This window comes from Chryseobacterium sp. UYP7, from assembly GCF_056279225.1.
On the sequence record NZ_JBWBQW010000002.1, the window covers coordinates 537639 to 561396 of the forward strand.

The 23758-nt window shown below is 35.0% G+C and carries 27 protein-coding genes; 4 read left to right on the plus strand and 23 right to left on the minus strand.

Translation table 11 applies throughout. From position 1 onward, the window contains the following. Position 1 precedes the first annotated feature (1 nt). On the plus strand, positions 2–1930 hold the full coding sequence (locus ACZ9HT_RS06760; RefSeq protein WP_476039701.1) for a DUF2207 domain-containing protein: 1929 nt from the start codon (positions 2–4) through the stop codon (positions 1928–1930). A 257-nt stretch (positions 1931–2187) separates the two neighbouring features. Here ACZ9HT_RS06760 and ACZ9HT_RS06765 read toward each other — a convergent pair whose 3' ends face one another. The 19 genes from ACZ9HT_RS06765 to ACZ9HT_RS06855 form a co-directional block, all read right to left on the minus strand. Continuing rightward, complete coding sequence (locus ACZ9HT_RS06765; protein ID WP_476039702.1) at positions 2188–2424, minus strand: hypothetical protein; 237 nt, start codon at positions 2422–2424, stop codon at positions 2188–2190. 225 nt (positions 2425–2649) lie between these two features. Next, complete coding sequence (locus ACZ9HT_RS06770; RefSeq protein ID WP_476039703.1) at positions 2650–3432, minus strand: hypothetical protein; 783 nt, start codon at positions 3430–3432, stop codon at positions 2650–2652. Positions 3433–3603: 171 nt separating this feature from the next. After that, the gene (locus ACZ9HT_RS06775) at positions 3604–4332 is read right to left on the minus strand and encodes a hypothetical protein (RefSeq protein WP_476039704.1); all 729 of its coding nucleotides are present in this window, start codon (positions 4330–4332) and stop codon (positions 3604–3606) included. A 111-nt stretch (positions 4333–4443) separates the two neighbouring features. Continuing rightward, complete coding sequence (locus tag ACZ9HT_RS06780) at positions 4444–4938, minus strand: hypothetical protein (protein ID WP_476039705.1); 495 nt, start codon at positions 4936–4938, stop codon at positions 4444–4446. 160 nt (positions 4939–5098) lie between these two features. Next, positions 5099–5758: a hypothetical protein gene (locus tag ACZ9HT_RS06785; protein ID WP_476039706.1), complete on the minus strand. Its 660-nt coding sequence runs from the start codon at positions 5756–5758 to the stop codon at positions 5099–5101. Positions 5759–5925: 167 nt separating this feature from the next. Then, positions 5926–6450, minus strand: coding sequence for a hypothetical protein (locus tag ACZ9HT_RS06790; RefSeq protein WP_476039707.1), 525 nt, complete (start codon positions 6448–6450; stop codon positions 5926–5928). A 526-nt stretch (positions 6451–6976) separates the two neighbouring features. Next, a complete protein-coding gene (locus ACZ9HT_RS06795; protein ID WP_476039708.1) occupies positions 6977–9283 on the minus strand; it encodes an FdhF/YdeP family oxidoreductase in 2307 nt (768 codons plus the stop codon). A gap of 31 nt (positions 9284–9314) precedes the next feature. Next, entirely contained in the window at positions 9315–9686 is a 372-nt protein-coding gene (locus tag ACZ9HT_RS06800) for a DUF7009 family protein (RefSeq protein ID WP_476039709.1), read from the minus strand. Continuing rightward, on the minus strand, positions 9676–10524 hold the full coding sequence (gene fdhD, locus ACZ9HT_RS06805; RefSeq protein ID WP_476039710.1) for a formate dehydrogenase accessory sulfurtransferase FdhD: 849 nt from the start codon (positions 10522–10524) through the stop codon (positions 9676–9678). Before fdhD ends, ACZ9HT_RS06800 begins: the two co-directional genes overlap by 11 nt. Beyond that, positions 10517–11587 (minus strand): NTP transferase domain-containing protein, encoded by a 1071-nt coding sequence (locus ACZ9HT_RS06810; RefSeq protein WP_476039711.1) that lies wholly within the window; start codon positions 11585–11587, stop codon positions 10517–10519. Before ACZ9HT_RS06810 ends, fdhD begins: the two co-directional genes overlap by 8 nt. After that, positions 11565–12581 (minus strand): hypothetical protein, encoded by a 1017-nt coding sequence (locus tag ACZ9HT_RS06815; protein WP_476039712.1) that lies wholly within the window; start codon positions 12579–12581, stop codon positions 11565–11567. The genes ACZ9HT_RS06810 and ACZ9HT_RS06815 overlap by 23 nt, the downstream gene beginning before the upstream one ends. A gap of 183 nt (positions 12582–12764) precedes the next feature. Further along, positions 12765–13469 carry a hypothetical protein gene (locus tag ACZ9HT_RS06820; RefSeq protein WP_476039713.1) on the minus strand — a complete coding sequence of 235 codons (705 nt, stop codon included), beginning with the start codon at positions 13467–13469 and terminating at the stop codon, positions 12765–12767. Positions 13470–13630: 161 nt separating this feature from the next. After that, on the minus strand, positions 13631–13771 hold the full coding sequence (locus tag ACZ9HT_RS06825) for a hypothetical protein (RefSeq protein ID WP_476039714.1): 141 nt from the start codon (positions 13769–13771) through the stop codon (positions 13631–13633). Then, positions 13768–14259, minus strand: coding sequence for a hypothetical protein (locus ACZ9HT_RS06830; RefSeq protein WP_476039715.1), 492 nt, complete (start codon positions 14257–14259; stop codon positions 13768–13770). The genes ACZ9HT_RS06825 and ACZ9HT_RS06830 overlap by 4 nt, the downstream gene beginning before the upstream one ends. Before the next feature lie 294 nt (positions 14260–14553). Next, a complete protein-coding gene (gene murA / locus ACZ9HT_RS06835; protein ID WP_476039716.1) occupies positions 14554–15867 on the minus strand; it encodes a UDP-N-acetylglucosamine 1-carboxyvinyltransferase in 1314 nt (437 codons plus the stop codon). 2 nt (positions 15868–15869) lie between these two features. Then, the gene (locus tag ACZ9HT_RS06840; protein WP_476039717.1) at positions 15870–16526 is read right to left on the minus strand and encodes a DUF4290 domain-containing protein; all 657 of its coding nucleotides are present in this window, start codon (positions 16524–16526) and stop codon (positions 15870–15872) included. 36 nt (positions 16527–16562) lie between these two features. Further along, complete coding sequence (locus tag ACZ9HT_RS06845; RefSeq protein ID WP_476039718.1) at positions 16563–16793, minus strand: hypothetical protein; 231 nt, start codon at positions 16791–16793, stop codon at positions 16563–16565. A 57-nt stretch (positions 16794–16850) separates the two neighbouring features. Beyond that, complete coding sequence (locus ACZ9HT_RS06850; protein WP_476039719.1) at positions 16851–17255, minus strand: thiol-disulfide oxidoreductase DCC family protein; 405 nt, start codon at positions 17253–17255, stop codon at positions 16851–16853. A 72-nt stretch (positions 17256–17327) separates the two neighbouring features. After that, positions 17328–17807 (minus strand): heme-binding domain-containing protein, encoded by a 480-nt coding sequence (locus tag ACZ9HT_RS06855; RefSeq protein ID WP_476039720.1) that lies wholly within the window; start codon positions 17805–17807, stop codon positions 17328–17330. A 251-nt stretch (positions 17808–18058) separates the two neighbouring features. Between ACZ9HT_RS06855 and ACZ9HT_RS06860 the strand changes: the two genes are divergently transcribed. From ACZ9HT_RS06860 to ACZ9HT_RS06870, 3 genes are read left to right on the plus strand one after another with little or no spacing between them, the layout of a single operon-like run. Then, entirely contained in the window at positions 18059–18697 is a 639-nt protein-coding gene (locus tag ACZ9HT_RS06860; RefSeq protein ID WP_476039721.1) for a peroxiredoxin, read from the plus strand. A gap of 6 nt (positions 18698–18703) precedes the next feature. Further along, a complete protein-coding gene (locus ACZ9HT_RS06865; protein WP_476039722.1) occupies positions 18704–19012 on the plus strand; it encodes a thioredoxin family protein in 309 nt (102 codons plus the stop codon). Beyond that, a complete protein-coding gene (locus ACZ9HT_RS06870; protein WP_476039723.1) occupies positions 19012–19260 on the plus strand; it encodes a DUF6952 family protein in 249 nt (82 codons plus the stop codon). Before ACZ9HT_RS06865 ends, ACZ9HT_RS06870 begins: the two co-directional genes overlap by 1 nt. Positions 19261–19316: 56 nt before the next feature. Here the strand turns inward: ACZ9HT_RS06870 and ACZ9HT_RS06875 are convergent, their stop codons facing one another. The 4 genes from ACZ9HT_RS06875 to ACZ9HT_RS06890 form a co-directional block, all read right to left on the minus strand. Next, positions 19317–19862, minus strand: a complete 546-nt coding sequence (locus ACZ9HT_RS06875; RefSeq protein WP_476039724.1) for a hypothetical protein — start codon at positions 19860–19862, stop codon at positions 19317–19319. Between the two features lie 231 nt (positions 19863–20093). Then, complete coding sequence (locus tag ACZ9HT_RS06880; RefSeq protein ID WP_476039725.1) at positions 20094–21653, minus strand: NAD(P)/FAD-dependent oxidoreductase; 1560 nt, start codon at positions 21651–21653, stop codon at positions 20094–20096. A gap of 626 nt (positions 21654–22279) precedes the next feature. Then, positions 22280–22777: an N-acetyltransferase family protein gene (locus ACZ9HT_RS06885; protein WP_476039872.1), complete on the minus strand. Its 498-nt coding sequence runs from the start codon at positions 22775–22777 to the stop codon at positions 22280–22282. Between the two features lie 164 nt (positions 22778–22941). Continuing rightward, complete coding sequence (locus ACZ9HT_RS06890; protein WP_476039726.1) at positions 22942–23754, minus strand: hypothetical protein; 813 nt, start codon at positions 23752–23754, stop codon at positions 22942–22944. Positions 23755–23758 lie beyond the last annotated feature (4 nt).

The window sequence follows — 23758 nt, forward strand, 5'->3', positions numbered from 1 at the left end:
CATGAAACGTTTCATTTTTCTTTTTCTCCTGCTGATTTTCGGTTTCGGATCTGCACAGGATCCCGTTGTCGATTCCGCTACAGATAATAACTACGAACACATTCTTTCGTTTCACTCGGATATTGCCATTTCTAAAGATGCGCAGGTTACAATCACCGAAAAGATCAAGGTTTACGCGGCGGGAGTTAACATTCGGCGCGGCATCTTTCGGTCCCTGCCTTTATGGAGAAATATTAATGGAAAGAAGGTCCGAATTAAGTACGACATTATCTCTGTTCAAAAAGATGGAGCAAAAGAAGAATATCACACCGAAAGTTCGGGCTCAGATTATGCCATTTATTTCGGAAGTAAGGATATTATTTTAAGTCCGGGAGTTTACGATTATGAATTGAAATACGTTACCTCGGACCAGATCGGATTCTTCAAAACTTACGACGAATTTTACTGGAATGTGAACGGTGCTTTGTGGGATTATAAAGCAGATCAAGTTTCTGCCAAGGTAACTTTACCGGAAGGTGCTGAAATTACGCAGAACTCCTGCTACACAGGAGAATACGGTTCTAACACTTCTAATTGTGTGGGAGAAAAACTTTCGTCCAACACGATAGAATGGTCTGCAAAAGATCTTCAGCAAAATGAAGGATTAACCATTGCTGTTGGTTTCAAAAAGGGAATTTTTACGCCTCCGCCTCCACCGGGATTTTTAGAAAAGTATGGGATTTTGGCGCTGTTGCTTATCGCGACATTAGGTCTACTCGCCTATTTTTATACGAGTTGGCAAAAGTATGGCATCGACCCGCAGAAACCTGTGGTTTACCCACAGTTTAATTCCCCTCAAAATTTATCGCCCGCTTCTCTGGGTTATCTGGAAAATGAATATTATTCGGGGCACATGATCACGGCAGCGATCGTAAGTCTTGGTGTTAAAGGTTTTATTAAAATTATTGAGGACGACAAACGGGTTTTAGGAATTTTTGGTGGCAAAGAATATACTTTAGAAAAAATAAAGGAACCGGATCAAACTTTACCTAAAGAGGAGATTAACCTCATGAATAAATTTTTCTCCGGCGAATCTACAACACTTTCTTTTGACGGACAATACAGTTCTAAAATTGAAAATGCGGTGGATGATTTTAAGGCAAGTCTGCAATATCAACACGATCCCTTTTTGAAAAAAGGAAATAATTCTACAAAATTGATCCTTCCCATCTTGCTGATCATTTTTCTGTACGCAGTTGGATTATACTTTAGTTACAAGTTTACGTACAACGATTCTTATCTGGGAGCCGGAATATTCCTGGGAGTTGTTTGCTTTGTCCTGTCAATCGGATTTTCTGTATTCTTTGAACGGTATAAAGTGACCAGATGGTTGTTCGGATTAGTTTCGATTGGATTCATCTTAATTTTCGCAACTGAAGTTTTCGCCGGCGGAAATGAAGCAGGAGATTTAAGTTTCTACGCTTGTTTTGGATTTTTGATCTTCGGCTTTATATCAATTGTATTGTTCCAGTATCTTATCAAACAGCCGAGTCCGGAAAAATTAGAAACCCAGTCGCTTATCGAAGGTTTTAAAATGTATTTGGGAACAGCCGAAGAAAAGACAATGCAATTTCACAATCCACCCGAAATGACGCCTGCGGTTTTCGAAACCATGCTGCCTTTTGCAATGGTTTTGGGTGTAGATAAAATTTGGGGTGATAAATTCCAGAGTATGCTGAAGAAATCTGCAATTGGCGGAAATCAACAATATCATTCTAACTGGTTTATTGGAGCATCTTTAATGAATATGAATTTCGCCAGTTCTTTAAACTCCTCTCTTTCACAATCGATCGCGAGTTCATCTACACAACCTTCAAGTTCGGGAAGCGGTTCCGGTGGTGGCGGATTCTCCGGCGGCGGCGGCGGCGGCGGCGGTGGCGGCGGCTGGTAAAAATCCATAAGGTTTTGAATAAAAACTTTTTTTTAAAAATACTAATTCCGATTCAAGCTAATGAATCGGAATTTTTTTATCTGATGAATGGCGATGGTCGGCACTCATTGTCAACAAAGACTTTTTACAAATCGTTTTTTAAGCTAATAAAGTGAAATATGATTAAAATCTTGATGACAGGAATTTCCGACCCGCTAATAAAAATTTCTTCTTGTGCCCGGTTTTCTTATTTTTTCTTAAAAATTTTTTTAATTTCGTTAGCAAAAATGTCGCAATTTCGTTTTGTGTTTTGTCATTTTATCTTCAAGAGACCGCAATGATTTTTCAAATGCAAACTTGAACTCAAACCAGCCATCGGTCAAACCGTTAACGTTTTGTCTTGCATCCGTAAAGTCAGAAATTATTTGTTTTTCACCTTTACTCTCCAGCAGTTTCAACATTTCGTCAAATATTTGCCAATAATCATCCCAGTTTTTCACTCTATAATCTTTCATCCTTATCGTCCGTAAAAGTATTATTTACATTTAATCTTTAAAAATTTTAATTTATGCGCTTAACTTTCTGGAATTGGAAAATTGAGCATAATGGTTGAATAATTTTAGCGGCGGAAACTTTTTATAGCACGTGTTTGTAAATATAACAAATCGAACAATTAGCGAAAATCTTTATGATAGGAATTTCGACACGCTAATAGAAATACTTCGTCAGCTTATTTTTTTTTATTTAAATTCAGTTTTATAATATTTAAACTTTTTTATCCATTTTTCATTTTCATAGATTTCTTGATAACCTTTTACATAAAAACAATTGTCAGTTTTCCATACAATTTTTTCAATCGCAAAGTCATCTGAAGTGTAGCTTGCATATTCGCTTAAATATTTTTTGGGGTTTGATTTGTCATTAATTTTTAAAATTCCTATATCACAATTTTTATGCTCATATACCGAATTGTCGTAATAAACAAAATATTTATTGTTAATTGATGGTATTGGTAATTCAACACTTGCATCTCCAAACGAAATGATGTTGTATTTATAATCGTTCTCGCTATCCAACAAAAATAAATCTCCAAATCCTAAACTTTCAGAAGTAGAATTTTCTGTAACTGCAAATAACTTAAGATTGGGATAATATCCCAAATACTCAAAACCACTCCAACTTTCTATTCCTCCATAATCTTTATATTTCTTAAACTTAAGCCTTCCTATAGATGTTTGAATAAAAAAGAAGTTTTCATTTTGTTCAGGTTCTAAAGTTTCAATGTATTTTTGAGGTTGAACAGATAAAAATTCTTTTTCACTGATTGTTTCAAAATTCAATTTTGGTAATTTTTCATAGGTTTCATAATAACCAATATCAACCTTTTTATTGCTGTCAATTTTCACATCTTTTTTTTCTAATTTCAAATCTATTTTAGAAAGTATGTCCACTTTTTTAGTCGACTTGCTGTCATTACAAGATAAAATCAAGGTTGACAATGTTAAAAATAATATTTTTCTCATTATTAAGATCTGTCTTTTTAAATTACATTTAACTGTCGTCGGCGTGGCGGTGTGACGGATAAATTAGCTGAAACTTTCTATTATTATTGAACTTCTAAAAAAAAGAAAATATTCGATTTGGCACGAAGCACGCCATATTGCCAAACAAATGTTGTGAGCAGGAATATCTATTTACTCATATTCGTTTCCACAAACGTCATTTTCTTTTTTATATTTTTTTTGATTTAATAATTTACCGGTTTCAGCATTATATATCAATAAAATTCTACTCCTACTATCTTTGGGATTATCGTAGGTAACTTCCCAACTTGGAATAGTAAAATATTGATCTTCATTCATTTGATTTTGTCTTGAAACATTTATTGTATAAGTCCGCCAAAAATAAGCATCAATCAATTTACTTTTATTCAGGTCAATATTCTTTTCCTTCAATAATTTTTGTTTTAGCATTTCAAATGTAAATGAATACTGTATGTCAATATTCAAAGAATCAACTTTCCCATTCTCTTTAAAAGAATAGGTGTTTCCAATAGAAAATCCTAAATCATTATGTAGGGATTTCTCTTTTATTTTTCCATTTTTATAATAAGTTTTATAAATTGATAATTTGCGCAATGTATCAATACTTACATATTGCTTAATTTCAAAATCATCACTAAAAATCGCCATTTTTAATGTGCCATTTGGATAAAATTCTTTGTATGAACGAACTTTAAAAGTTTTATTTAAAGTATCTAAATGAGATTTCTTTTCAAAATTATTGACATTTAAATATTCAGCATTATCTGAAAATATTTCTTTTTCTGAAATTTTGTTATCCTTGTTTGGATTATTTTCACAACTAACTAGAAAAGCAATTTGTGCAAAAATTAAAGCAAATTTATTCGTTATGCAAATCATCTTAAAGTTTCTATTATATAAGTCCTATACTTTAATTTCATAAAATCATTTTTTAAATGATTGTCCACAACGGTTGGGTATTTCTGTTATGTGTTGTTTTTTTTTCTAATTTTATTTTGATGTTTTCAGAGAATTTTTTCTATAAATAATAACACTTAAAAGTCCACCAACAAATAATCCTGATATTATATAAACTTCCAGATGCATATCTTCAAAACGAATTCTAGGAATGTCAACTTCTGTTGCAAACTCTGCTCTTCGCAAAAGGTCATTAATTTGAGCAGATTTATATTTCAAAAACATAACTCTCGATATATAAAATAGTAATCCCGTTGTGATTATAATAATTGTCGATATTATCTTTTTTTTTAATGAAGTGAATTGACAGATTCTTTTGACAAGTAAATATATAAAAGGAATTATTCCGAAAGAAAAAATAAATATGATTGTAGGTAATATTTGGTAAGGTAATTTCCAACTATCTTCAAAAAATATATTCTCATCTGTGGTTACAGTTATGGAAAAATTCAAGAACCAATCTCTGATTAGAAAAGCAATAAAAGATAGCAACAACGAAAGTACAACTACAGTTCCTTTTTCTCTCATTTTTGGCGTATCATTAAAAAATTACAGATAACGTTTGGGTATTTATGCAGACGGAATAAAAACACGGAAACTTCATACTTGCTGAAAACTTAATTAATCGCTAAAATCTTCAATAAAAACTTCAGACCCGCTCGTATAAATACTCTGTTAGCAGAAGTTTTTATAACTTTTTTATTTCAGTTTTTAGAGCCCGGAAGATTCGCTCATTTAATAAACGATTCATACTTTCTTCAATATTTGGATAAATAGGCGGATTTAAAATCCCTTTTTTTGTAATATTTTTAATGTTTTGAACTCTGAAATTTTTGATTATAGAATTGTCTTCTGTGTTTACCAATGAATTATTTATATAAACATTTGTCCTTTTGTCACCAGCAATAATTCCTGCACTTTCGAATTCAAAACCATAATCGCATTCAACTACTAATATTTTTTTCAAGTCATAATCGTTTTTAATGTTATGCAAGTTGAATATGAAAAACTTTCTATTTCCATCAAATTTTGGAAAATTATCTTCATTAAGAGTTTTGTCAATAATAATGTAGTCAATCTGCTTTTCTTCCAGCGCATTTAAATAAAAGTCAATAATTCTTTTTTTAGGATTTATATTTTCATTTTCCATTGCGTTTACGGCATCATAATATTTGCTTTTTTCATCGCTATTATTATAATTTCGAGGAACGTTTTCAATCGCATCACGTCGAATAATTAGAGGTCCATTAAATTTAAAAATTACACCAATCTTTTCATTTACAGTCTGACATTTAAAGACTGAAAAAAATATGATAAGGAAAAAACTTAAAATTTTTGTGAATCTCATTTGTTTACATATTTGATATAAAATTACCGCTAACGGTTGGGTATTTCTGTTGGCGGGTACTTATATAACAAGTCTTTGTAAATATAACAAATTGATCAATTAGCGAAAATCTTCATGGTAGGAACTTCCACCCCGCTAATAGAAATACCTTGTTGTGCGACGTATTTTTAAAAACCTCGCCTTAAAAACATCAAATCTTCCACATTTAATTCAGTCAATATTTTATACATTTTAGAAAGTTGAAAAAACTGTTTTGACTTTTCAAATTTGGTAATATTCAAAGATGATGGAAGTTCATTTGAAAAATAAATTTGATTATCAATTAAAAGTCGAAATCTTATTTTAGTCTTAAAATTTCCAGAATATTTATCTGTAGTCAAATGCAAAATAGTATTTGGTTCAAAGTTAATTTTGTTATCATAACTATTGCCACAAGTTGAATAACTCCAAAATTCAACCGGCTTCCATTGATTTTTTTTGTCAAGTGCTTCTTGAATTAGATAAAGACTATTATCTTGAGGAACCAATTTGACGATGCTTTCTTGATTGTTTTTAATGAAAATTGAAAATATTGAATCGTTTGCGACTTCGGCAACTATCTGTATTTTATCTTTTGATTTTGGTCCAAATAAATGCCCAGTTTTATTGTCTGGTTTAAAATTGTTATCAATTGTGTTTCTGTTAAAAAACATTTCGTTTTTTAAATTTTGAGAATACAAGATTGATTGAAAGCAAATCAATAAAAAAATAAAAATATGTAAACTTCTTTTCAATTTATAAATAACTTTGGTTAATATGACGCACAACTCTCAAATATACGCAAGTTTTTGAAAAGAAGAAATTCGTCATTGCATGTATCCATTTAGTTTTGAGAGGCTTAAAACTTTTTGCTAATCTCCTGTTTGTTATTTGAGATATTTAAATACGCAACTAAATCCAGCTGAAAATCCTTCCGAAAACAAAATCGCAAGAACTTCTAGTCCCGATTGCAACGGCATCCTTTTGCGAAATCTTTCGACAGGCTTAAGACAGGCCAAGATGAAGCAAAAGATAAAGTGGAAAGCGGGTACAATTTTCAACCAAAGCGAAACCCTTATTGCTCCTTAAAGAAAAACCACCTCAAATAATGAAATGGCTTTTTATAAGTTTAGCGTTTGGAGCAAATTATATCTTCGCAATATCTGCAATAAACGTCAATGAGCTTTGTTCAAAGAATTACTACAACGACTTTCTAACCTCAATAATCACCGATTTACTTGTGGGCGTATTGCTTTCGTCGGCAACGGAATTGATAGGCACCAAAACATTGGTTTCAGGAAAATAGGTGGCGCAACATTCTTCCGGAATTGAGTAGGGAATTACCAAAAATTTTCTAGCAACACGTTCTACGTTACCGTAAAAATTAAAGAGATCGACAACGTCCAGTTTTTTTAGACCGCGTTTTGCCATGTCGTTTTCATTCATAAAAATAACGCGTCTTTCGTCTTTAATTCCTCTATAACGGTCGTTCATGCCGTAAATCGTGGTGTTAAATTGATCGTGACTTCGAATGGTGATCATGATCAACTCGTTTTCTTTTATTTCTATGGATTGCGCCACAGAAACGCTAAAATTGGCTTTTGAATTATCCGTATTAAATTTGCCGTCACGTGCTGCGTTCGGTAAGTAAAATCCAGCTTTTAGCCGCACTCTTTCGTTATAATCATCGAAGCCGGGAATAACCTTTTCAATATCGTCGCGAATTAAGTCGTAATTTTCATAATAGGACTTCCAATCTACCTTTGTTCTGTCGCCTAAAACTGCAAGTGCCATGTGACAAACTATTGAAACTTCACTCAGCAACTGTTTACTGACCGGCTCAAGATTTCCTTTGCTGTTTTGCACCACACCAGTAGAATTTTCGGTGGATACAAATTGAGCAACGCCATTTTGAATATCAATATCACTTCGGCCGTAAGTTGGTAAAATAAGCGCTTCTTTACCGGTTACTAAGTGGCTTCGATTTAGTTTTGTGGAAACATGTACGGTTAGTTCACATTTCTGCAGCGCTTCCGCAGTGTATTTGGTATCTGAGGTGGCGCTCAAAAAATTGCCACCCAATCCAAAAAATACTTTTCCATCGCCTTTGTGCATGGCTGTAATACAATCAACAGCGTCGTAACCATTTTTTTTAGGTGGCACAAAACCGTACACTTTTTCTATATTTTCTAAGAGCCAATCTTCAGTTTTTTCATTGATACCCATCGTTGTATTCCCTTGTACATTGCTGTGACCGCGAACAGGAAAAGTTCCCGCACCGGGTTTCCCGATGCTGCCTTTCATTAAAAGTAAGTTAACCGCTTCTTTGATGGTGTTCACCGAATTTTTATGCTGTGTTAAACCCATCGCCCAGCAGATAACAATTTTATTTTTAAATTTTAATTGATCTGCTATTTCTTTTATTCTTTCTAAAGGAATATCACACTTTTTAGATAGAACTGCAAAATCCTGCTCTAAAATATGTTTTTTAAAGGCTTCGTATCCGGCTGTTTCTTCGGTAATGAATTTTTGATCTAAGACTTTTCCGAGATTTTGATCTTCAAACTGAAACCAAAATTTTGCAATAGCCTGCATCAAAGCCATATCACCATTAACTCTGATCTGGAGATAGTAATTAGAGATCGTAATTTCCCGACCTAAAATTCCCGCTATTGATTGGGGATCGGTGAAGTTTTGCAAACCCGCTTCTTTTAAAGGATTTACCGCAATAATTAAAGCATCATTTTCCCGCGCTTTTTTAAGGGCAGAAAGCATTCTGGGATGATTGGTACCAGGATTTTGTCCCACAATAATAATGGCTTCGGCTTCGTAAAGATCTTGTAGGGTTGTAGAGCCTTTACCAATCCCGACTGTATCTTCAAGTGCAATAGCACTACTTCTGTGGCACAAGTTATTACAGTCTGCCATATTATTAGTCCCGAATTCTCTTATAAAAAGTTGATAAAGAAAGGCTGCTTCATTACTCGTACGTCCGCTGTTGTAAAAGATGGCTTCGTCTGGCGATTGTAAACCGTTCAATTTTTCCGCAATTTTCTTGAAAGCATTTTCCCAGGAAATGGGTTCATAATGGGTTGCATTTTCTGCAAGATACATGGGCCGACCTACTCTGCCGCTTTTACCGATATGATAATCATCCAATTTAGACAATTGTTCTACAGAATGCAGCGCAAAAAAATCTTCCCAAATTACTTTGGTAGTCGCTTCTTCTGAAATTGCTTTCGCGCCGTTTTCGCAATATTCTGCAATAGCACTTCTATCGTCGTCTGGATCTGGCCACGCACAACTCGGACAGTCGAAACCATCGTACTGGTTCAACTGGTTCAGCGCCTTAAAACCACGGACTGGATTCATGGCTTTTAAAACGTGCTCAAGTGAAACTAAAACGGCTTCTTTTCCGGCAGCGTAAGTTTCAGGATTTGACAGTTTTATATCCACTAATTCTTCGGGATTTTCTGCGCTTGGGTTGTTATGGCTATTTTCTGACATGATGTTAAATTTTATTGAAGGTACTCATTTATTAGCAGTGCGTTTTTGTATTTTCGTACATATCGGTCTGATCTTCATGCGTAATGTCCAGACATTGCAGATCTTTTTCTACCAATAGAAACAATCCTTTTTCCCCGCCATTATTTTGAGTTCCCTCGACAGTAATTTCATCAGATTCCGTCAGGATGTCTGCATCTTTTTTAGATATAAAAACGGTGATTTTACTGGCTTGAAATTCTGCGAAAATTGCGGAGACCTTTTCATCAACAACCAGAGAATATTTGAAAATTTCTTCGGTTCCTATGATGGTTTTTTCTTCTACAATTCCTTTCTCTTTGAGATTTTGAACATCAGTTTTAGTCAGTCGTAATCTAATGCTGTTTCCTTTTATTCTAATTTTCATTGCTTGTATTTTTAAAGTCAATTTTTTCTGCGCCACAATAAATATTGGCATTTCCATTTTTTAAAAAGCCTATTAACGTGATGCCGAAATTTTCTGCAGTTTCGACGGCCAAAGAACTCGGTGCACCAATTGCACAAATGATGGGAACTCCGGCCATTGCACATTTCTGTATGAGTTCAAAACTTGCTCTTCCACTTAAAAGAACGATTCTGTTTTGTAGGGAAAAGTCGCTTTCTGTGCTTTTCAAAAGTTCTGCGCCAATTAATTTATCGAGGGCGTTATGTCGGCCGACGTCTTCGCGAAGATCGAGTAAATTTCCATCCAGATCAAATAAAGCGGAAGCGTGAATTCCACCCGTTGATTCGAAAGTTTTTTGTTGATCCCGCAATTTTTCCGGCAGGGAGAATATCGTGTTTATTTTTACCGGTTCTGCTAAATTTTCGATTGGAATTCGGCAAACCTGTTTGATGGCTTCTATACTTTCTTTTCCGCAGACGCCACAACTGCTTGTGGTGTAAAAATTTCTCTTCAGCTTTTGAAGATCCGGATTAAAATCGGGAGCGAAGTTGATGGTGATTTTATTGTCTTCCATTTGGGAAGAAACCGGATTGTTTAAATTTTTCTTTGAATGAATAATTCCTTCTGTAAACAGAAAACCAACGGCCAGTTCTTCATCATTTTCCGGAGTTCGCATGGTTACTGAGACGGAATTTTTTTCTCCGGAATTACCCAGTTTGACGGCAATTTCCAAAGGCTCCTCAATCGCTAAACTGTCGGGTTTTTGAAATTCCTTTGCGCCAAAATCACCTATTTTATGGATTTGAAATTCTTTAATCATTGCGTAATTTTAAATAATTTTCTTCCGTGTTAATGTTGTTCAAAAAGTTTTCTTTTACTACCGTAATTTCCTTCGTATTGATTTCTCCCAAAAATTTCCGCAAAGAATCATTTCCTTCTTCGAAAAATTTCCGGAGTTTTACGACTGCTTCTTTTTCTATGATCGAAACCAAAGGTTGTAGAAAACCGTCTTTTTCAAAACAAACCGCTTCATAAGATTGACTTCTTTCATTATTCAACTGAATGAGGTGCTCCATTTTTAAGAAGGGAAAATCGGTTCCTACAATCATTAATCCTTGATCAGGATATTTTTCAATAACGCTTAAAATCCCGGAAAGTGGACCATGATCCTGAAATTTTTGATCGTCGATAATGAATTGACCGCTTTCTTTTTCTGCCCAACTTTGCCATTGACTTTCATTAATTGAAATTACAACTTCTTCGCAGAAAGGCTTTAACAATTCTGATACGTTTTTCCACTGAGCGTTATTGCCGTAATTTAAAAGGGCTTTATCAGTTTTCATTCTTTTGCTTTCGCCGCCGCAAAGCGTAATTCCCAATAAATTTGGTTTCGTATCGAAGCTGATAAAAAAGTTTTTAGCTAAAATTTTCGGATTTTGGAAATTGTATTTTTCAATAAATTCTGCCACCATGAAATCACGAACGACAAATACGATTTTACAAGAATTAGAAAATGTATTATTTAAAATTTTTAAAATAATATCATGGAAACCTTTTTCTTTCCTGATTTCTAAAGGTCCGGTTTCGTCGATGATCAACCATTCTTTCTTCGACTTGAGTTGCTTTAATAATTCTGATTCGGCCCAGGAAAAAACTTCAGGATCAAAGGAATATTTGCCGATTTGCAGAGAAGAATTTTCAACTTCCAAAAGACGTTGTTCGCAGGTTTCGAGATTTTCGAAAACTCTTTTACCATTAACTTTTGGAGAAAGAAATCCGGAGATGCTTTCGTTGTTTTCGCACCAGTGTTTGAGCAAGGTCGTTTTACCGGAACCAATATTATCTGAAAATATATAAATCTTATTGTTCAATTCCTTCTTCATAATATAAAGATAAGGACATCCAGACAATAATGAACTGCCGAAGTTTTCTAAAATTCGAAGTTTCGGTTTCTGCCAGTTTGAAAGCTATTTTCGCGTGATTTCGATATTGAGGCAGAAATTCTAAAACTTCATTCAATGGTTTGTTGCTTGATGAATTATTTTTAGATTTCCATTTATTTAGAAAATATTGAAAAAGTGGTGCTACCACGAAATACAGAATTCCAAGCGCGGCGAATGTTCGTAAAATACTATAAAGTGCTTTGTTCAAGGAGCCGGAAAATATAAATACGGAGACGATGAACAGCAGAATTACACAGAAAGTGATCCATCTCGTTTTATTTTTCTGCTTTTTAGAAAGGGTGAATTCTTCGGGATTTGGAAGATTTTTAAGATCTATTTTATGAAATTCAGATTGTAATATTCCGGGGAGTTTCAGGGCAATTAATCCTGCAAATATTCCGACGATGAAATAAATAAAAACATACAATCCAACTAGTAAAATCGGGATTTCTTCTAAAGATTTTAGATGAAACTGCTTTGCGATTCCGACGAAAAATTCCTGAAAAGCTTCCCAAATATTATTTCCAAAAACGAGGACCATCATCAGTAATTTCTGAAGGGCAGATTCCAGCAAAGCGATTACCCCAAAAATGACGGCTGAAAATTTATTGACATTAAATATTTGATAAATGAGCGCGCCAACAAATCCTTGAAACAAAACTGCGACATAAGCCGTTACCGGAGAATGCGGACTTGCAATTGCTTTTATTAAAATCACCAGAAGCGTTGCCTGAAGTATCGTTTCAAATCTTTTGGTAGAATTTAAGGCAATAAAAGTGACGATAATTACGGCGAAACTTCCTAAGAGTAAACCGCTGAAAGGAATTTTTAGTGCATGTAAAAATCCACCCAATCCACTTTCACTTACGCCCCAAAGTGCGGTGAGTTTTGCGATATTAATTGCGGAATCTTTTCGAAGGTTGAGTTGGTTCAAAGGAGATAAGTTTTGGAGGAGAATGGTGGAAATGAGAAATAAAAATTTTTAACGATTGGGGATTTTTTTTGTGTGACTTTTTATAACAAGTCTTTGTATACATAATAAATTGAACAATTAATGGAAATCTTTATGAGAGGAATTTTCGACCCGCTAATAGATGTACTTTTTTAGACGACGTAATTATTTGAAATCCTTTTCTGATATTTTCTTATTATAATATAATTCAACGATTTTTGATTCTTGATTTCCATCTTCCGAAATGAAAATTTGTTTTGTCTCGTATGTTAAATCTCCAAATTTTTTGTAATCTTCGTATAAAACAGTTGAATAAGAGTTTTTTTCTGGATTTTTGACAACTTCAGATTTGACCAGTAAATTGGAAGATTTCTCAAAGTAAAGAAACTTGACCTTTCCATTGATTAAAGTAGCCTTTATTTTGTCACAATCTTTGTCATTTGTTCTTTCCTCTCCAATAAACTCCAATGTGTAAAGAGAAGAATCGATGTAATCCAATGAATTTATAATGTTTTTACGATAATTTTTATCTTTAAATTCCTCTTGGTCAGCTATACTTTTTTGTCCATTATTAACATCGTATCCAATTTTTCCATCATAAAAAGATTTATAAACAACTCTTCCTTGATAAATAATTTCGAAGCTGCCTTTGTTTGGCGCCATTTCTTTAGTTACCCAATTAACATTTCTACCATCCATAATTGTTTCAGAGTTGGTATACAATGTTTTAATATTCTTTAAAAAATCTTTTCCACCTTGAGCTTTAATGGATTTTTCAATAATTTGAATTGATCTGTTAGTTTCCATATTTTGAGAAAATAGGAAGCTTGTAGAAAATAATAAAGTGCAAATAGTAGTAGTAATCTTCATATAATATCGAATTTTATTTTTATTTTTGGTAACGGTTGGGTATTTCTGTTGGCGGGGACTTTTATAACAAGTCTTTGTAAATATAACAAATTCGTCAATTAGCGAAAATCTTGATGATAAGAACTTTCGCCCCGCTAATAGAAATACCTTGTTACCTACAGTTATTTTTTCTTTGAAATATTTTGTATTTTTAAATCATTACTTTTTTTATGATTTTTCACAACCACAGCTTGCGGTTGTTTAATCTCCTTGGGAACAGGAACAGGTTTTGTTTCGGTTCTAGGTGTCATTTTTTTAGTCATATTATTGAAAATAGGTATAATATTGAAGTAAGCATCGTTAAGATAATACAAACAAATAAAAAATTTTTCGCATCAGCTAATTGTTCAGTTCTTTCTTTGTTAATGATAAAATTGTATTCTGCTATCTCACACAGTAATTTTTTCATATAAGGCTCAAATTCGTCAATTCTATTTTCAGAAGATAAATCCTTTTCATAAAGATAGATTTCAGTGGTGACAGGAAGTTCTTTGTATTTATGGTTTTTGAATAAATTATTATAAGATTTTAGTAAGTAGTAAAGACAAACAAATAAAAAAATTAAACTTAAGGCAAATAATATTATAAGAATTTTTAGTAAATATTCATCATAAATTTGTTTTGCACAAAAAATATTTACACTTATTAAAGTTGTCAAAATCAGAATAGGGAATTGGAAAGAATTATTCAATGTATGCTTGCGCTCAATTTCCTTAAAGTGAATTTCCTTATAAAAATTTACTGTGTCCATATAATTGTAGGTAACTCTCAAATATACACAACTTTAATAAAAACTCAACTTGCGATTTTTAAAATCCTCTTTTTAATTATTCAAAATACGCAACTTGTTTTTGAAAACCCCTCCAAAATAAAAACCCCCTAAACTTTTAGTCCCGATTGCAACGGCATCCTTTTGCGAAACGAAGTGTAGCAAAAGATATAGTGGAAAGCGGGACCGGTTTTCAAAAGAAGCGACAATCTTCTGGCTCCTAAAAAATAAAGCCATTTCAAATAATGAAATGGCTCTTTATAGGTTTACAATATCCTAACTTTGAATCCGCTCGATATCCGCTCCGATCGCTTTTAATCTGCCATCAATATTTTCGTAACCACGATCAATTTGTTCTATGTTGTGAATTGTAGAAGTTCCTTCCGCCGAAAGTGCCGCGATCAACATGGCGTTTCCTGCACGAATATCAGGAGAAATCATGGTCGTTCCGCGCAACGGATATTCGTGATTTAAACCAACGATCGTCGCCCTGTGTGGATCACATAAAATAATTTGCGCGCCCATATCGATGAGTTTATCTACGAAGAATAATCGGGATTCAAACATTTTCTGGTGAACCAGGACCGTACCTTTGGCCTGCGTCGCCACCACCAGAATAATGGAAAGCAGATCAGGCGTAAATCCCGGCCAGGGCGCATCGGAAACCGTTAAAATAGAACCGTCGATAAATTTCTGAATTTTATAATTTTCCTGAGCCGGAATATAAATATCGTCACCTCTTCTTTCCAGTTGAATTCCGAGTTTTTTAAAAGTATTTGGAATGACGCCGAGTTCGTCCCACTTTACATTTTTAATGGTGATCTCCGATTTCGTCATTGCAGCAAGACCAATCCAGGAGCCGATCTCTACCATATCCGGAAGCATCGTATGCTCCGTTCCACCGAGATGAACAACGCCCTCGATCGTTAATAAATTAGAACCGATGCCGGAAATATTGGCGCCCATTCTGTTCAGCATTTTACACAACTGTTGCAGATAAGGTTCGCACGCCGCATTGTAAATACTGGTTTTTCCTTTGGCTAAAACTGCAGCCATCACAATGTTTGCAGTTCCGGTGACGGATGCTTCTTCCAACAAAATAAATTTGCCGTTCAGTTCCTTTGCCTTCAGTGTATAAAAGAATTCTTTTTCATCGTAATGAAATTCTGCGCCTAATTCTACTAATCCCTGAAAATGGGTATCCAAACGTCGTCGCCCAATTTTATCACCGCCCGGAGTTGGCATATAAGCTTCTCCGAATCTCGCTAACATTGGTCCCAGAAGCATAATAGAACCGCGCAGCTTAGCGCCGTCCTTTTTAAATTCGGTGGATTTTATATAGTCGAAATTAATCGCATCTGCCTTGAAAGTAAAATCGCCGTGACCATTCTTCTTAATTTTCACGCCGAAATCTCCTAAAATTTCGATCAGTCGGTTTACATCATGAATATCTGGAATATTTTTAACACGAACTTCCTCGTCTGTCAATAATACCGCGCATAAAATTTGTAGAGCTTCATTTTTCGCACCTTGCGGAGTAATTTCTCCGTGCAGTTGCTTTCCGCCTCTAATTTTAAAAGATCCGCTCATTCTTAATTTCGGTTTTTGTTATTTTGGAAATTTCTTCGCTTGTTTTGGTTGTTTGGGTTATTTTGGTGCTGCTGATTTCTACCCGTATTTTTATTGTTGCGGTTGGTCGCATAATAAATCTTGCTTTTTTCCAGCGAATCAAGAATGGTAAGATCCAGACGGTTTTCCGAAAGATCTTTTAAATGACGAAAAATAACTTCATCCTGCACATGTTCTTTGTTATAAACGTTGTAGGATTTTTTCATGTTGTTCGCAATCACCTGTATCAGCGCATCTTTTTCGTCGCCGGCTTCCAGTTCAATTGCTTTATCGATGAGTTGTAGAATACTTTTTCCATAAAATTTAAAATCACCCTGTAATTTAGGATAATCCATTCTTTTTGGTTTTTCCTGCAACTCTTCCTCCGTCGGGAAAGGATAGGGCGAATCAACGTCTAAATCGTAACTCGCTAAAATATATAAATGATCCCAAAGTTTATGCTTATAATTATCTTCGTCCCGAAGCTGCGGATTTCTCTGACCCATAAAATCAACGATCGCTACGGCCATTTCATTACGTTCTTCCTTTGTAGCCAACTCTTTGCAGCGTTCAACCAGCTGCTGTATAATTCTGCCGTATTCCGGCATATGTAAATGTGTTCTTTCGGTGTTGTATTCCATAATTGCAAATATAAGGATTTGTTTCAGGTTTAAAGTTCAAGATTTTTCTATTTTTTTGGGCGTGACCCTTCCCTTTCTTTCCCATTTCCCGGGTCGGTCTCCGGCTCCCAATCTCGTGTGCCGAACTCTCGGCAAACGAGGATTTCCGCCTGCAACCTCACGCAGATTCCGCTTCTCATGATCGCTTGTTTTAATTGAGAAAGAAAGTTTTATAAAAAAGCGGTCTCTATTAACCTTGTCAAGGTTTCGAACCTTGACAAGATTCATCTTTTAAGCAGTTTTTGTTAAACGCTTATTTAGAATAATTTAATATTAAGAAGTAAATTAGCTAAGAAACTTGGCTTTCTCCTTTTCATTCGGTAGAAAACATTTCTGAGACGCCAGTTTCAGTCTGTTTTTGGCAATTTGATCATAAACAAAATCCGAAATGAAATTAGGGAAGAAATTTAGATTTCCCACGATCGCATACTTTCCGCCCAAAATTCGCGCGATCGCTAAAGCTGCCTGGGATTTTGTGAGGTAAAAAGATGTAGGTTTCCAAAGATAGATCGTGCTTAATTCTTTATTCTCCAAACCACGTTCCTTCAAAAATTCCTGTCCAAAATCCGACTGTAAAGAAGAAAATAAAAACTGGTCTTTGCGATCATTTTTCAGAATCCACTGAATCCAGAAATTACAGAAACCGCAATCGCCATCGTAAAAAACGTAATATTTTGTAGAATCGATCATTTTATTTTGCACTGAAATTTATAATTGTGAAATGAAATTCAGAGAACTAGAATTAAAAATATTAATAACACTCTATTTTTTGACTTCCGGTGGCAAATTATGTTCCCGACGAATATCACCTTCAACCAGTTTAAAATATTTAATCACTTCCTGTTTTTGAGCTTCAGAAAATCTCGAGTCATTATGAATCAACACATAAGAATCTAACGGCATTCCATCGCTTTCAACCTCGCCGATCGCCTCCGCTAATTTATGAGCCTGTCTTTTGGGTTCGTAAGTAGCAAAAGTTGAAAAATTAAGTTCTTTTCTTGCATCCGTAATATGACTTTCTAAAAACCAGGCAATAGGCTGAACATTTGAATACCATGGATATCTTGCTTCGTTACTGTGGCAGTCGTAGCATCCATTTCTGATCAAAGTAGCCGTACTTTCGGGCGTATTTTTAATTTTTAAAAAATCCATTTGTGGTGTTGGTGCAGGATTATTTTTATCGATAGGGAAAAACTGAATCAATACAAAAGCAACAAGAAGTATAACAAGGATCTTTTTCATAGCGAACTAATTTAAGCACGTGAATTTAGTGATAAAATTTGTAAAATGAGGCTTAATTGTGATGCAATGATCCATCGTGACTTATGTCATTTTGGTGGAATTGCGGTGTATTTTCTTTAATTTTACTAAAGCAAAAGTAAGATTACTTCTATTAAATCGCTCCATGTTATAGATTTTATAAATCGAAAACGGTTTTTTAATTGATGAAAACATTGTACTTTTGCACTATCAAATTTTAAAAACAACATATTATGTCATTAGTAGGTAAAAAATTTCCAAATATTGCAATCGACGCTATGAGCGAAATGGGCGACGATTTAAAAATCAACATCTTTGAAGAAACAACTCAAAACGAACAAAAAGTGATCTTATTCTGGTATCCAAAAGATTTCACATTCGTTTGTCCGACAGAACTTCATGCTTTTCAGGATGCTTTAGGGGAATTTGAAAAAAGAAATACGAAAGTAATTGGAGCATCGTGCGATACGAACGAAGTACATTTTGCCTGGTTACATACAGCAAAAGATAACGGCGGAATCGAAGGCGTAACTTACCCGATCCTTGCAGATACGCACAGACAGCTAGCCAATTTATTAGGAATTGTAGATCAGGATTTCGATTACGATGAAGAAGGTAACGAATCTTTCACAGGATCAAACGTTACTTACAGAGCGACTTATTTAATAGATGAAACGGGGAAGATCTTCCACGAATCAGTTAACGATATGCCTTTGGGAAGAAACGTAAAAGAATTTTTAAGATTGATCGATGCTTATACGCACGTTCAAAAACATGGCGAAGTTTGCCCGGCAAACTGGGAAGAAGGAAAAGAGGCAATGAAAGCAGATAGAAAATCGACAGCAGAATACTTAGCAAGTCAAAATAACTAAGAAATTATGTACACTGAATTAGCGGAAGATACGTTGCAGCAAATTGTTGCAGACAATGATAAAGTAGTCGTACAATACGGCGCAACATGGTGTGGAAACTGCAGAATTATGAAGCCGAAGTTTAAGAAATTAGCTGCGGAAAATGATGCAATTCCATTCTTATACGTTGATGCTGAAAAATTGCCGGAAAGTAGAAAGTTAGCGAAAGTTGATAATTTGCCAACATTTGCGATTTTCAAAAATGGAGAATTGGTAAACCAGGTTCAATCCAATCAGGCAGAAAGTCTTATTAATCTTTTTAATGAACTGAACTAATGAAGTTACCAGTAATCAGACAGTTTTATCAAACACAAACTGTTGAGAATTTAGAAAAAACTTTGGAGGTTTTAGAGTCATTTACAGAGTTCCGCGGCACTACAGATGAAGATCTGAATGTTGCCGGAGAACTGATCACAAACATTTGTGGTGCCTTAGAAGTTCATTCGAACGTTGCGACAGGAATGGCAGAGAAAGATGCTTTGAATAGTTTTGCACAAAAGGTTTTAGGTTCAATTGACCGATAACTTTAAATTTATAGTACGAAAAAAGCGGGAAATTAATTTCCCGCTTTTTTGTTTGATTAGTCGTTATCTTTTTGCTTTCTGAAACCGTCTTGCTTTCCTTTTCCTTTTCTGTTCTCGAATTTTCGATCATCGTTCTTTTTATAGTTTCTCTGGTCGTCGTTTCGATTGTTATCATTTCTAAAGCCACCGTTGTACGCATTATCGTTTGCTTTTGATCTTTTCTTAGCATGTCCAGGCGCGTAATCTCTCGCATTTCCGCCGTATATTTTTTTAGCTTGTCCGGGTGGAAGTCGTCTTTGGTTGTTATTCGGATAATAAACATTGTTTGTATTCCCGTTTTTTACAATAACTCCAGGTCTGCCGTAAACATCACCTGATCTGATTATTCTTCCGTTCTGATAAATGTTTCCGCTTCGGTCTCTGTAAACATCGCCTTGTCTGTAAACATTTCCATCAGATGTTCTGTAAACACCGCCGTTGTTATTCGGATAATTCGGATAGTTGTTTGAATTATTTGTTCCGTACGCATCGTTCATCGAACCGCAAGAAGCCAGAATAAATGCTAAAGAAGATAATGCTGCTATTTTAAGTAAATTTTTCATTGTAGTAAATTTAAAAGTTATTTGCTACATTTCCATTTTAGTGCCAAACTGCAAATTTCAAATTTTTAACAATTTTTTATTATTCTGATGCAGCAAGATAATTTAACTTCTGATCTTCTATATTCCTTTAAACTTTATTGAATTTGATTTCTTCAAAAATATAAACTTTACTTTTCCTAAATATTTCGAATTTAAGAAAGTTAGCAGGATTTCTACTAAATAACTAAGAATTTATTTTAAACTTTCGGCAACTTTCACCGCACATTTTTCTCCGTCGATAGCCGCAGAAATAATTCCACCCGCGTAACCTGCTCCTTCACCACACGGATATAAACCTTTGATCTGAAGATGTTCCAATGAAAAATCGTCTCTTGGAATTCGAACTGGAGAAGAAGTACGGCTTTCCGGCGCGTGTAAAACCGCGTCATTCGTGAGGTAACCTTTCATCGAATTTTCGAACTGTAAAAAACCTTCGCGCATGATCTGTGTCAAAAATCCGGGGAAAACCTGTCCCATCTCAACCGAAGTCGTTCCAGGAACATAAGATGTTTTTGGAATATCCCGCGAAACTTTGTTTTGTGTGAAATCCACCATTCTTTGCGCCGGAGCTTTTTGAGTTTCGCCCGCTAAATGCCAGGCTTTCTGCTCAATCGCTTTCTGAAATTCCATTCCTGCCAAAGGTCCAAATTTTTGATAAGGTTTAAAATCTTCTAATTTCAATTCGACCACAATTCCAGAATTTGCGGTAGACTGATCTCTTTTAGAAGGCGACCAACCGTTCGTTACAACTTCGCCCGGACTGGTTGCACAAGGCGCGATGACTCCACCAGGACACATACAAAAGGAATACATCCCGCGACCGTTGACTTGTTTCACAACCGCATAAGGAGCCGGCGGTAAAAATTCCCCACGATAATCGCAGGAATACTGAATTTTATCGATTAATGATTGTGGATGTTCAGCGCGAACGCCTAAAGCAAAAGGTTTCGCTTCGATCAAAATATTTTTTTTATGAAGTAATTCAAAAATATCCCGCGCGGAATGACCCGTTGCTAAAATTACTTTCTGAGCTGAAATCGTATTTCCATTTTGAAGAACGACCCCTTCGATCTGATTACTTTTAATAACAAGATCGGTAACGCGGGTTTCAAATAAAACCTGTCCGCCACATTCGATGATTTTCTCTCGAATATCCTGAATAATTTGAGGTAATTTGTTGGTTCCAATGTGTGGATGCGCTTCTACCATAATATCCGGAGTTGCGCCAAATCCAACCAGAAGTTCTAAGATCCGATCGATATCGCCACGCTTTTTCGACCGCGTATATAATTTCCCATCAGAATATGTTCCGGCGCCACCTTCACCATAGCAGTAATTGGAATCTTCGTTAACGATGCCATCAACATTTATCGCTTTTAAATCCCGGCGGCGACCGCGAACTTCTTTTCCACGTTCCAAAACGATAGGTTTCAAACCTAGCTCAATTAATTGCAATGCAGCAAATAAACCGGCTGGACCAGCTCCGATAACGATGACTTCCTGTTTATTTTCAACATTGGGATATTCGGGTAATTCGATCGTGGAAGGCGTATAATTTTCGCCCACTAAAAAAGCCTTCCCTTTCAGATTGACTTTAATTGATTTTTGCCGTGCATCAATGGAACGTTTTAAAACCACGACTTTTTGAATTTCTGCCGTATTGATCTTACAGAATTTCGCAACCTGTTTTACTAACAGCTCTTCATTTGCAGCTGCTTCCGGCGATACTTGAAATTGAAATTCTTTTGGCATGGCGCAAAAATAAGGGAAAAATAGAATATATTTTTTTTCAATCAATTTAATTGGCAAAAAAATGTCATTTGAGGCTTAATGTCGTAAATAAGATTAAATAACCAATTCAAAGTTTTTTTTCAAATCATTACAATCATTACTAAAAAAAGGATTCTTCATTACTTATCTAAATACACCATTTGTAACATTGCCATCGTCTCTATTTGTTCTAAGCCGTGATTATTTATATTTTGATCAAAATTTACTGGTGCCACAAATCCTTCGTTCAGGTAAAATATTTTGTGCCCATTCTGCGATATAATAACGCACCGATCAAGTACGGAATCCGTTCCTATCACTTTTCCAGTTTTGTAAAAAACTCCAGGTCCATCTCTATACACAGCTCCTGACCAATAAAACGGACCGTCTGCTGCTTTATTTTAATAATTATCCATCGAACCGCCATTCCCTGTTATTGCGGGAACATTGTAACTTTTATTTTCTTCTTCTGATGTCGAGATAGAAAAGCAAGCGTTTAATGTTAACTAAAATTCTGAGATCAAGAATATTCTAAATAGATATTTCGACATACGGGTATCGTTATTTTGTGCTTTTTTTCAAAGTTACTTCTAAATCAATATTATTAATTAAATCCCAACAATTTTACTTCGTCTTTCCAGCAAAACAATGTCCCGCCAAACGCCGTTCATCTGACCAATTTTTTCCCGTTTTCCCACCAGTCGGAAACCCCATCTTTCGTGCACAATAATGCTGGCTTCATTCTCGGGAAAAATACCGGCCTGCAACGTCCAGAAGTCATGCTCTTCGCTATCGAGAATTAATTTTTTCAATAACATAGAACCCAGCCCTTTTCCCTGCGCTGCCTTTGATAAATAAATACTCACTTCTGCAACACCTTTAAAACAATCCCGGCTGCTAATGGGTTGCAAGGCGGCCCAACCTACGATTTCTTCGCTTTCGTTCTCTAAAACAAAACGGCAAATATTAAAATGTTTCTGATCCCAACTTTCCCAAGTCGGCGCTGTTGGGTCAAAAGTGGCGTTTCCACCCTCAATTCCTTCTTGAAAAATTTCTAAAACTTTCTCCCCGTCTGCGGGTAACATTTCTCTTATTTCGTAGTTCATAATAGATCCTGGTGGTGTTTTATTTATTATTTTAGCAATACTATTGGGCTTCTTTCCTAAACTCATCCCGCTTTCCATTGCAATCTTTTTTTTCAAAAAAGGATTTTCATTTCAATCGGGGCTAGAATTACATAAGTTTTTCTTTTCAAAATTTTTTCGTTTTGTTACAAACAAGGCAGACCTAAAAGATCGAGTTCGTTTGCACAGACAACTTCAAATTTATCTTTATCAATTTTAGCAATCAATCTTTCCGGAAACTGTTTTCCGCCCTCATATTTTTTGCTGAACCATTTAAAATCATCGTCATAACTGAAATAATAATCGTCAATCCTGGCAAATGTTTTTGGTTCATACTTCTCCGCTCCGTACAGATTTTCTGTCGCTTCTTTTCCGCCGATATCCTTGATCATTTTATCTGCAGCAGCATCTTTCCCAAATTGAATATTAAAACCTTTCTCCGAAGCAATTACCGGATTTTTCAGTTGGTCTTTATTCAAATTTAAAATCAAAGCAATATAATCATTTCCACATTCACTGGATTGAAAAACGATCTTTTTGATACCACAATTCATTTTTCCTTCAATGCCGAAAATAGTGAACGATTTTTTAAAACGCTTTCGAATCTGGCTCTCAAAATCTTCATTGTAAATTAATTGATTCACGTGCACAGTATCGTAGTAGGAATATTTTCCCATATCCCGCCTGTAGATCCAGGGAATCGAATCTTTTAAAATAAAATTTTCATAAACGATGGATAAGGAATCGACCTCACTTTGATCGCCGCCTCCCATCTGTACAGGAATACAAATTGCAAAATCATTTTCATTCAGCTGATAAACGCCGTAAAATTTCTGCTCCTTAAATTTGAAAGATTCAGTCACTGGTTTTACGACAGTTTCTTTTTCGCTTTTAATCTCTTCTTTACATTGAAAAATTAAAAATAACGCTAAAAATAAAAGATAATAATGATTCTTCATTCTT

Bases quoted from the DNA above. Each gene is read 5' to 3' on its own strand.
- murA (WP_476039716.1), bottom strand. From the start codon at position 15,867: ATGAGCGGATCTTTTAAAATTAGAGGCGGAAAGCAACTGCACGGAGAA.
- ACZ9HT_RS06830 (WP_476039715.1), bottom strand. From the start codon at position 14,259: ATGGACACAGTAAATTTTTATAAGGAAATTCACTTTAAGGAAATTGAG.
- ACZ9HT_RS06825 (WP_476039714.1), bottom strand. From the start codon at position 13,771: ATGACTAAAAAAATGACACCTAGAACCGAAACAAAACCTGTTCCTGTT.
- ACZ9HT_RS06885 (WP_476039872.1), bottom strand. From the start codon at position 22,777: ATGAACTACGAAATAAGAGAAATGTTACCCGCAGACGGGGAGAAAGTT.
- ACZ9HT_RS06810 (WP_476039711.1), bottom strand. From the start codon at position 11,587: ATGAAGAAGGAATTGAACAATAAGATTTATATATTTTCAGATAATATT.
- ACZ9HT_RS06860 (WP_476039721.1), top strand. From the start codon at position 18,059: ATGTCATTAGTAGGTAAAAAATTTCCAAATATTGCAATCGACGCTATG.
- ACZ9HT_RS06850 (WP_476039719.1), bottom strand. From the start codon at position 17,255: ATGATCGATTCTACAAAATATTACGTTTTTTACGATGGCGATTGCGGT.
- ACZ9HT_RS06855 (WP_476039720.1), bottom strand. From the start codon at position 17,807: ATGAAAAAGATCCTTGTTATACTTCTTGTTGCTTTTGTATTGATTCAG.
- ACZ9HT_RS06870 (WP_476039723.1), top strand. From the start codon at position 19,012: ATGAAGTTACCAGTAATCAGACAGTTTTATCAAACACAAACTGTTGAG.
- ACZ9HT_RS06880 (WP_476039725.1), bottom strand. From the start codon at position 21,653: ATGCCAAAAGAATTTCAATTTCAAGTATCGCCGGAAGCAGCTGCAAAT.
- ACZ9HT_RS06790 (WP_476039707.1), bottom strand. From the start codon at position 6,450: ATGTTTTTTAACAGAAACACAATTGATAACAATTTTAAACCAGACAAT.
- ACZ9HT_RS06770 (WP_476039703.1), bottom strand. From the start codon at position 3,432: ATGAGAAAAATATTATTTTTAACATTGTCAACCTTGATTTTATCTTGT.
- ACZ9HT_RS06865 (WP_476039722.1), top strand. From the start codon at position 18,704: ATGTACACTGAATTAGCGGAAGATACGTTGCAGCAAATTGTTGCAGAC.
- ACZ9HT_RS06800 (WP_476039709.1), bottom strand. From the start codon at position 9,686: ATGAAAATTAGAATAAAAGGAAACAGCATTAGATTACGACTGACTAAA.
- ACZ9HT_RS06795 (WP_476039708.1), bottom strand. From the start codon at position 9,283: ATGTCAGAAAATAGCCATAACAACCCAAGCGCAGAAAATCCCGAAGAA.
- ACZ9HT_RS06780 (WP_476039705.1), bottom strand. From the start codon at position 4,938: ATGAGAGAAAAAGGAACTGTAGTTGTACTTTCGTTGTTGCTATCTTTT.
- ACZ9HT_RS06765 (WP_476039702.1), bottom strand. From the start codon at position 2,424: ATGAAAGATTATAGAGTGAAAAACTGGGATGATTATTGGCAAATATTT.
- ACZ9HT_RS06760 (WP_476039701.1), top strand. From the start codon at position 2: ATGAAACGTTTCATTTTTCTTTTTCTCCTGCTGATTTTCGGTTTCGGA.
- ACZ9HT_RS06785 (WP_476039706.1), bottom strand. From the start codon at position 5,758: ATGAGATTCACAAAAATTTTAAGTTTTTTCCTTATCATATTTTTTTCA.
- ACZ9HT_RS06875 (WP_476039724.1), bottom strand. From the start codon at position 19,862: ATGAAAAATTTACTTAAAATAGCAGCATTATCTTCTTTAGCATTTATT.
- ACZ9HT_RS06840 (WP_476039717.1), bottom strand. From the start codon at position 16,526: ATGGAATACAACACCGAAAGAACACATTTACATATGCCGGAATACGGC.
- ACZ9HT_RS06890 (WP_476039726.1), bottom strand. From the start codon at position 23,754: ATGAAGAATCATTATTATCTTTTATTTTTAGCGTTATTTTTAATTTTT.
- ACZ9HT_RS06775 (WP_476039704.1), bottom strand. From the start codon at position 4,332: ATGATTTGCATAACGAATAAATTTGCTTTAATTTTTGCACAAATTGCT.
- fdhD (WP_476039710.1), bottom strand. From the start codon at position 10,524: ATGATTAAAGAATTTCAAATCCATAAAATAGGTGATTTTGGCGCAAAG.
- ACZ9HT_RS06820 (WP_476039713.1), bottom strand. From the start codon at position 13,469: ATGAAGATTACTACTACTATTTGCACTTTATTATTTTCTACAAGCTTC.
- ACZ9HT_RS06845 (WP_476039718.1), bottom strand. From the start codon at position 16,793: ATGAATCTTGTCAAGGTTCGAAACCTTGACAAGGTTAATAGAGACCGC.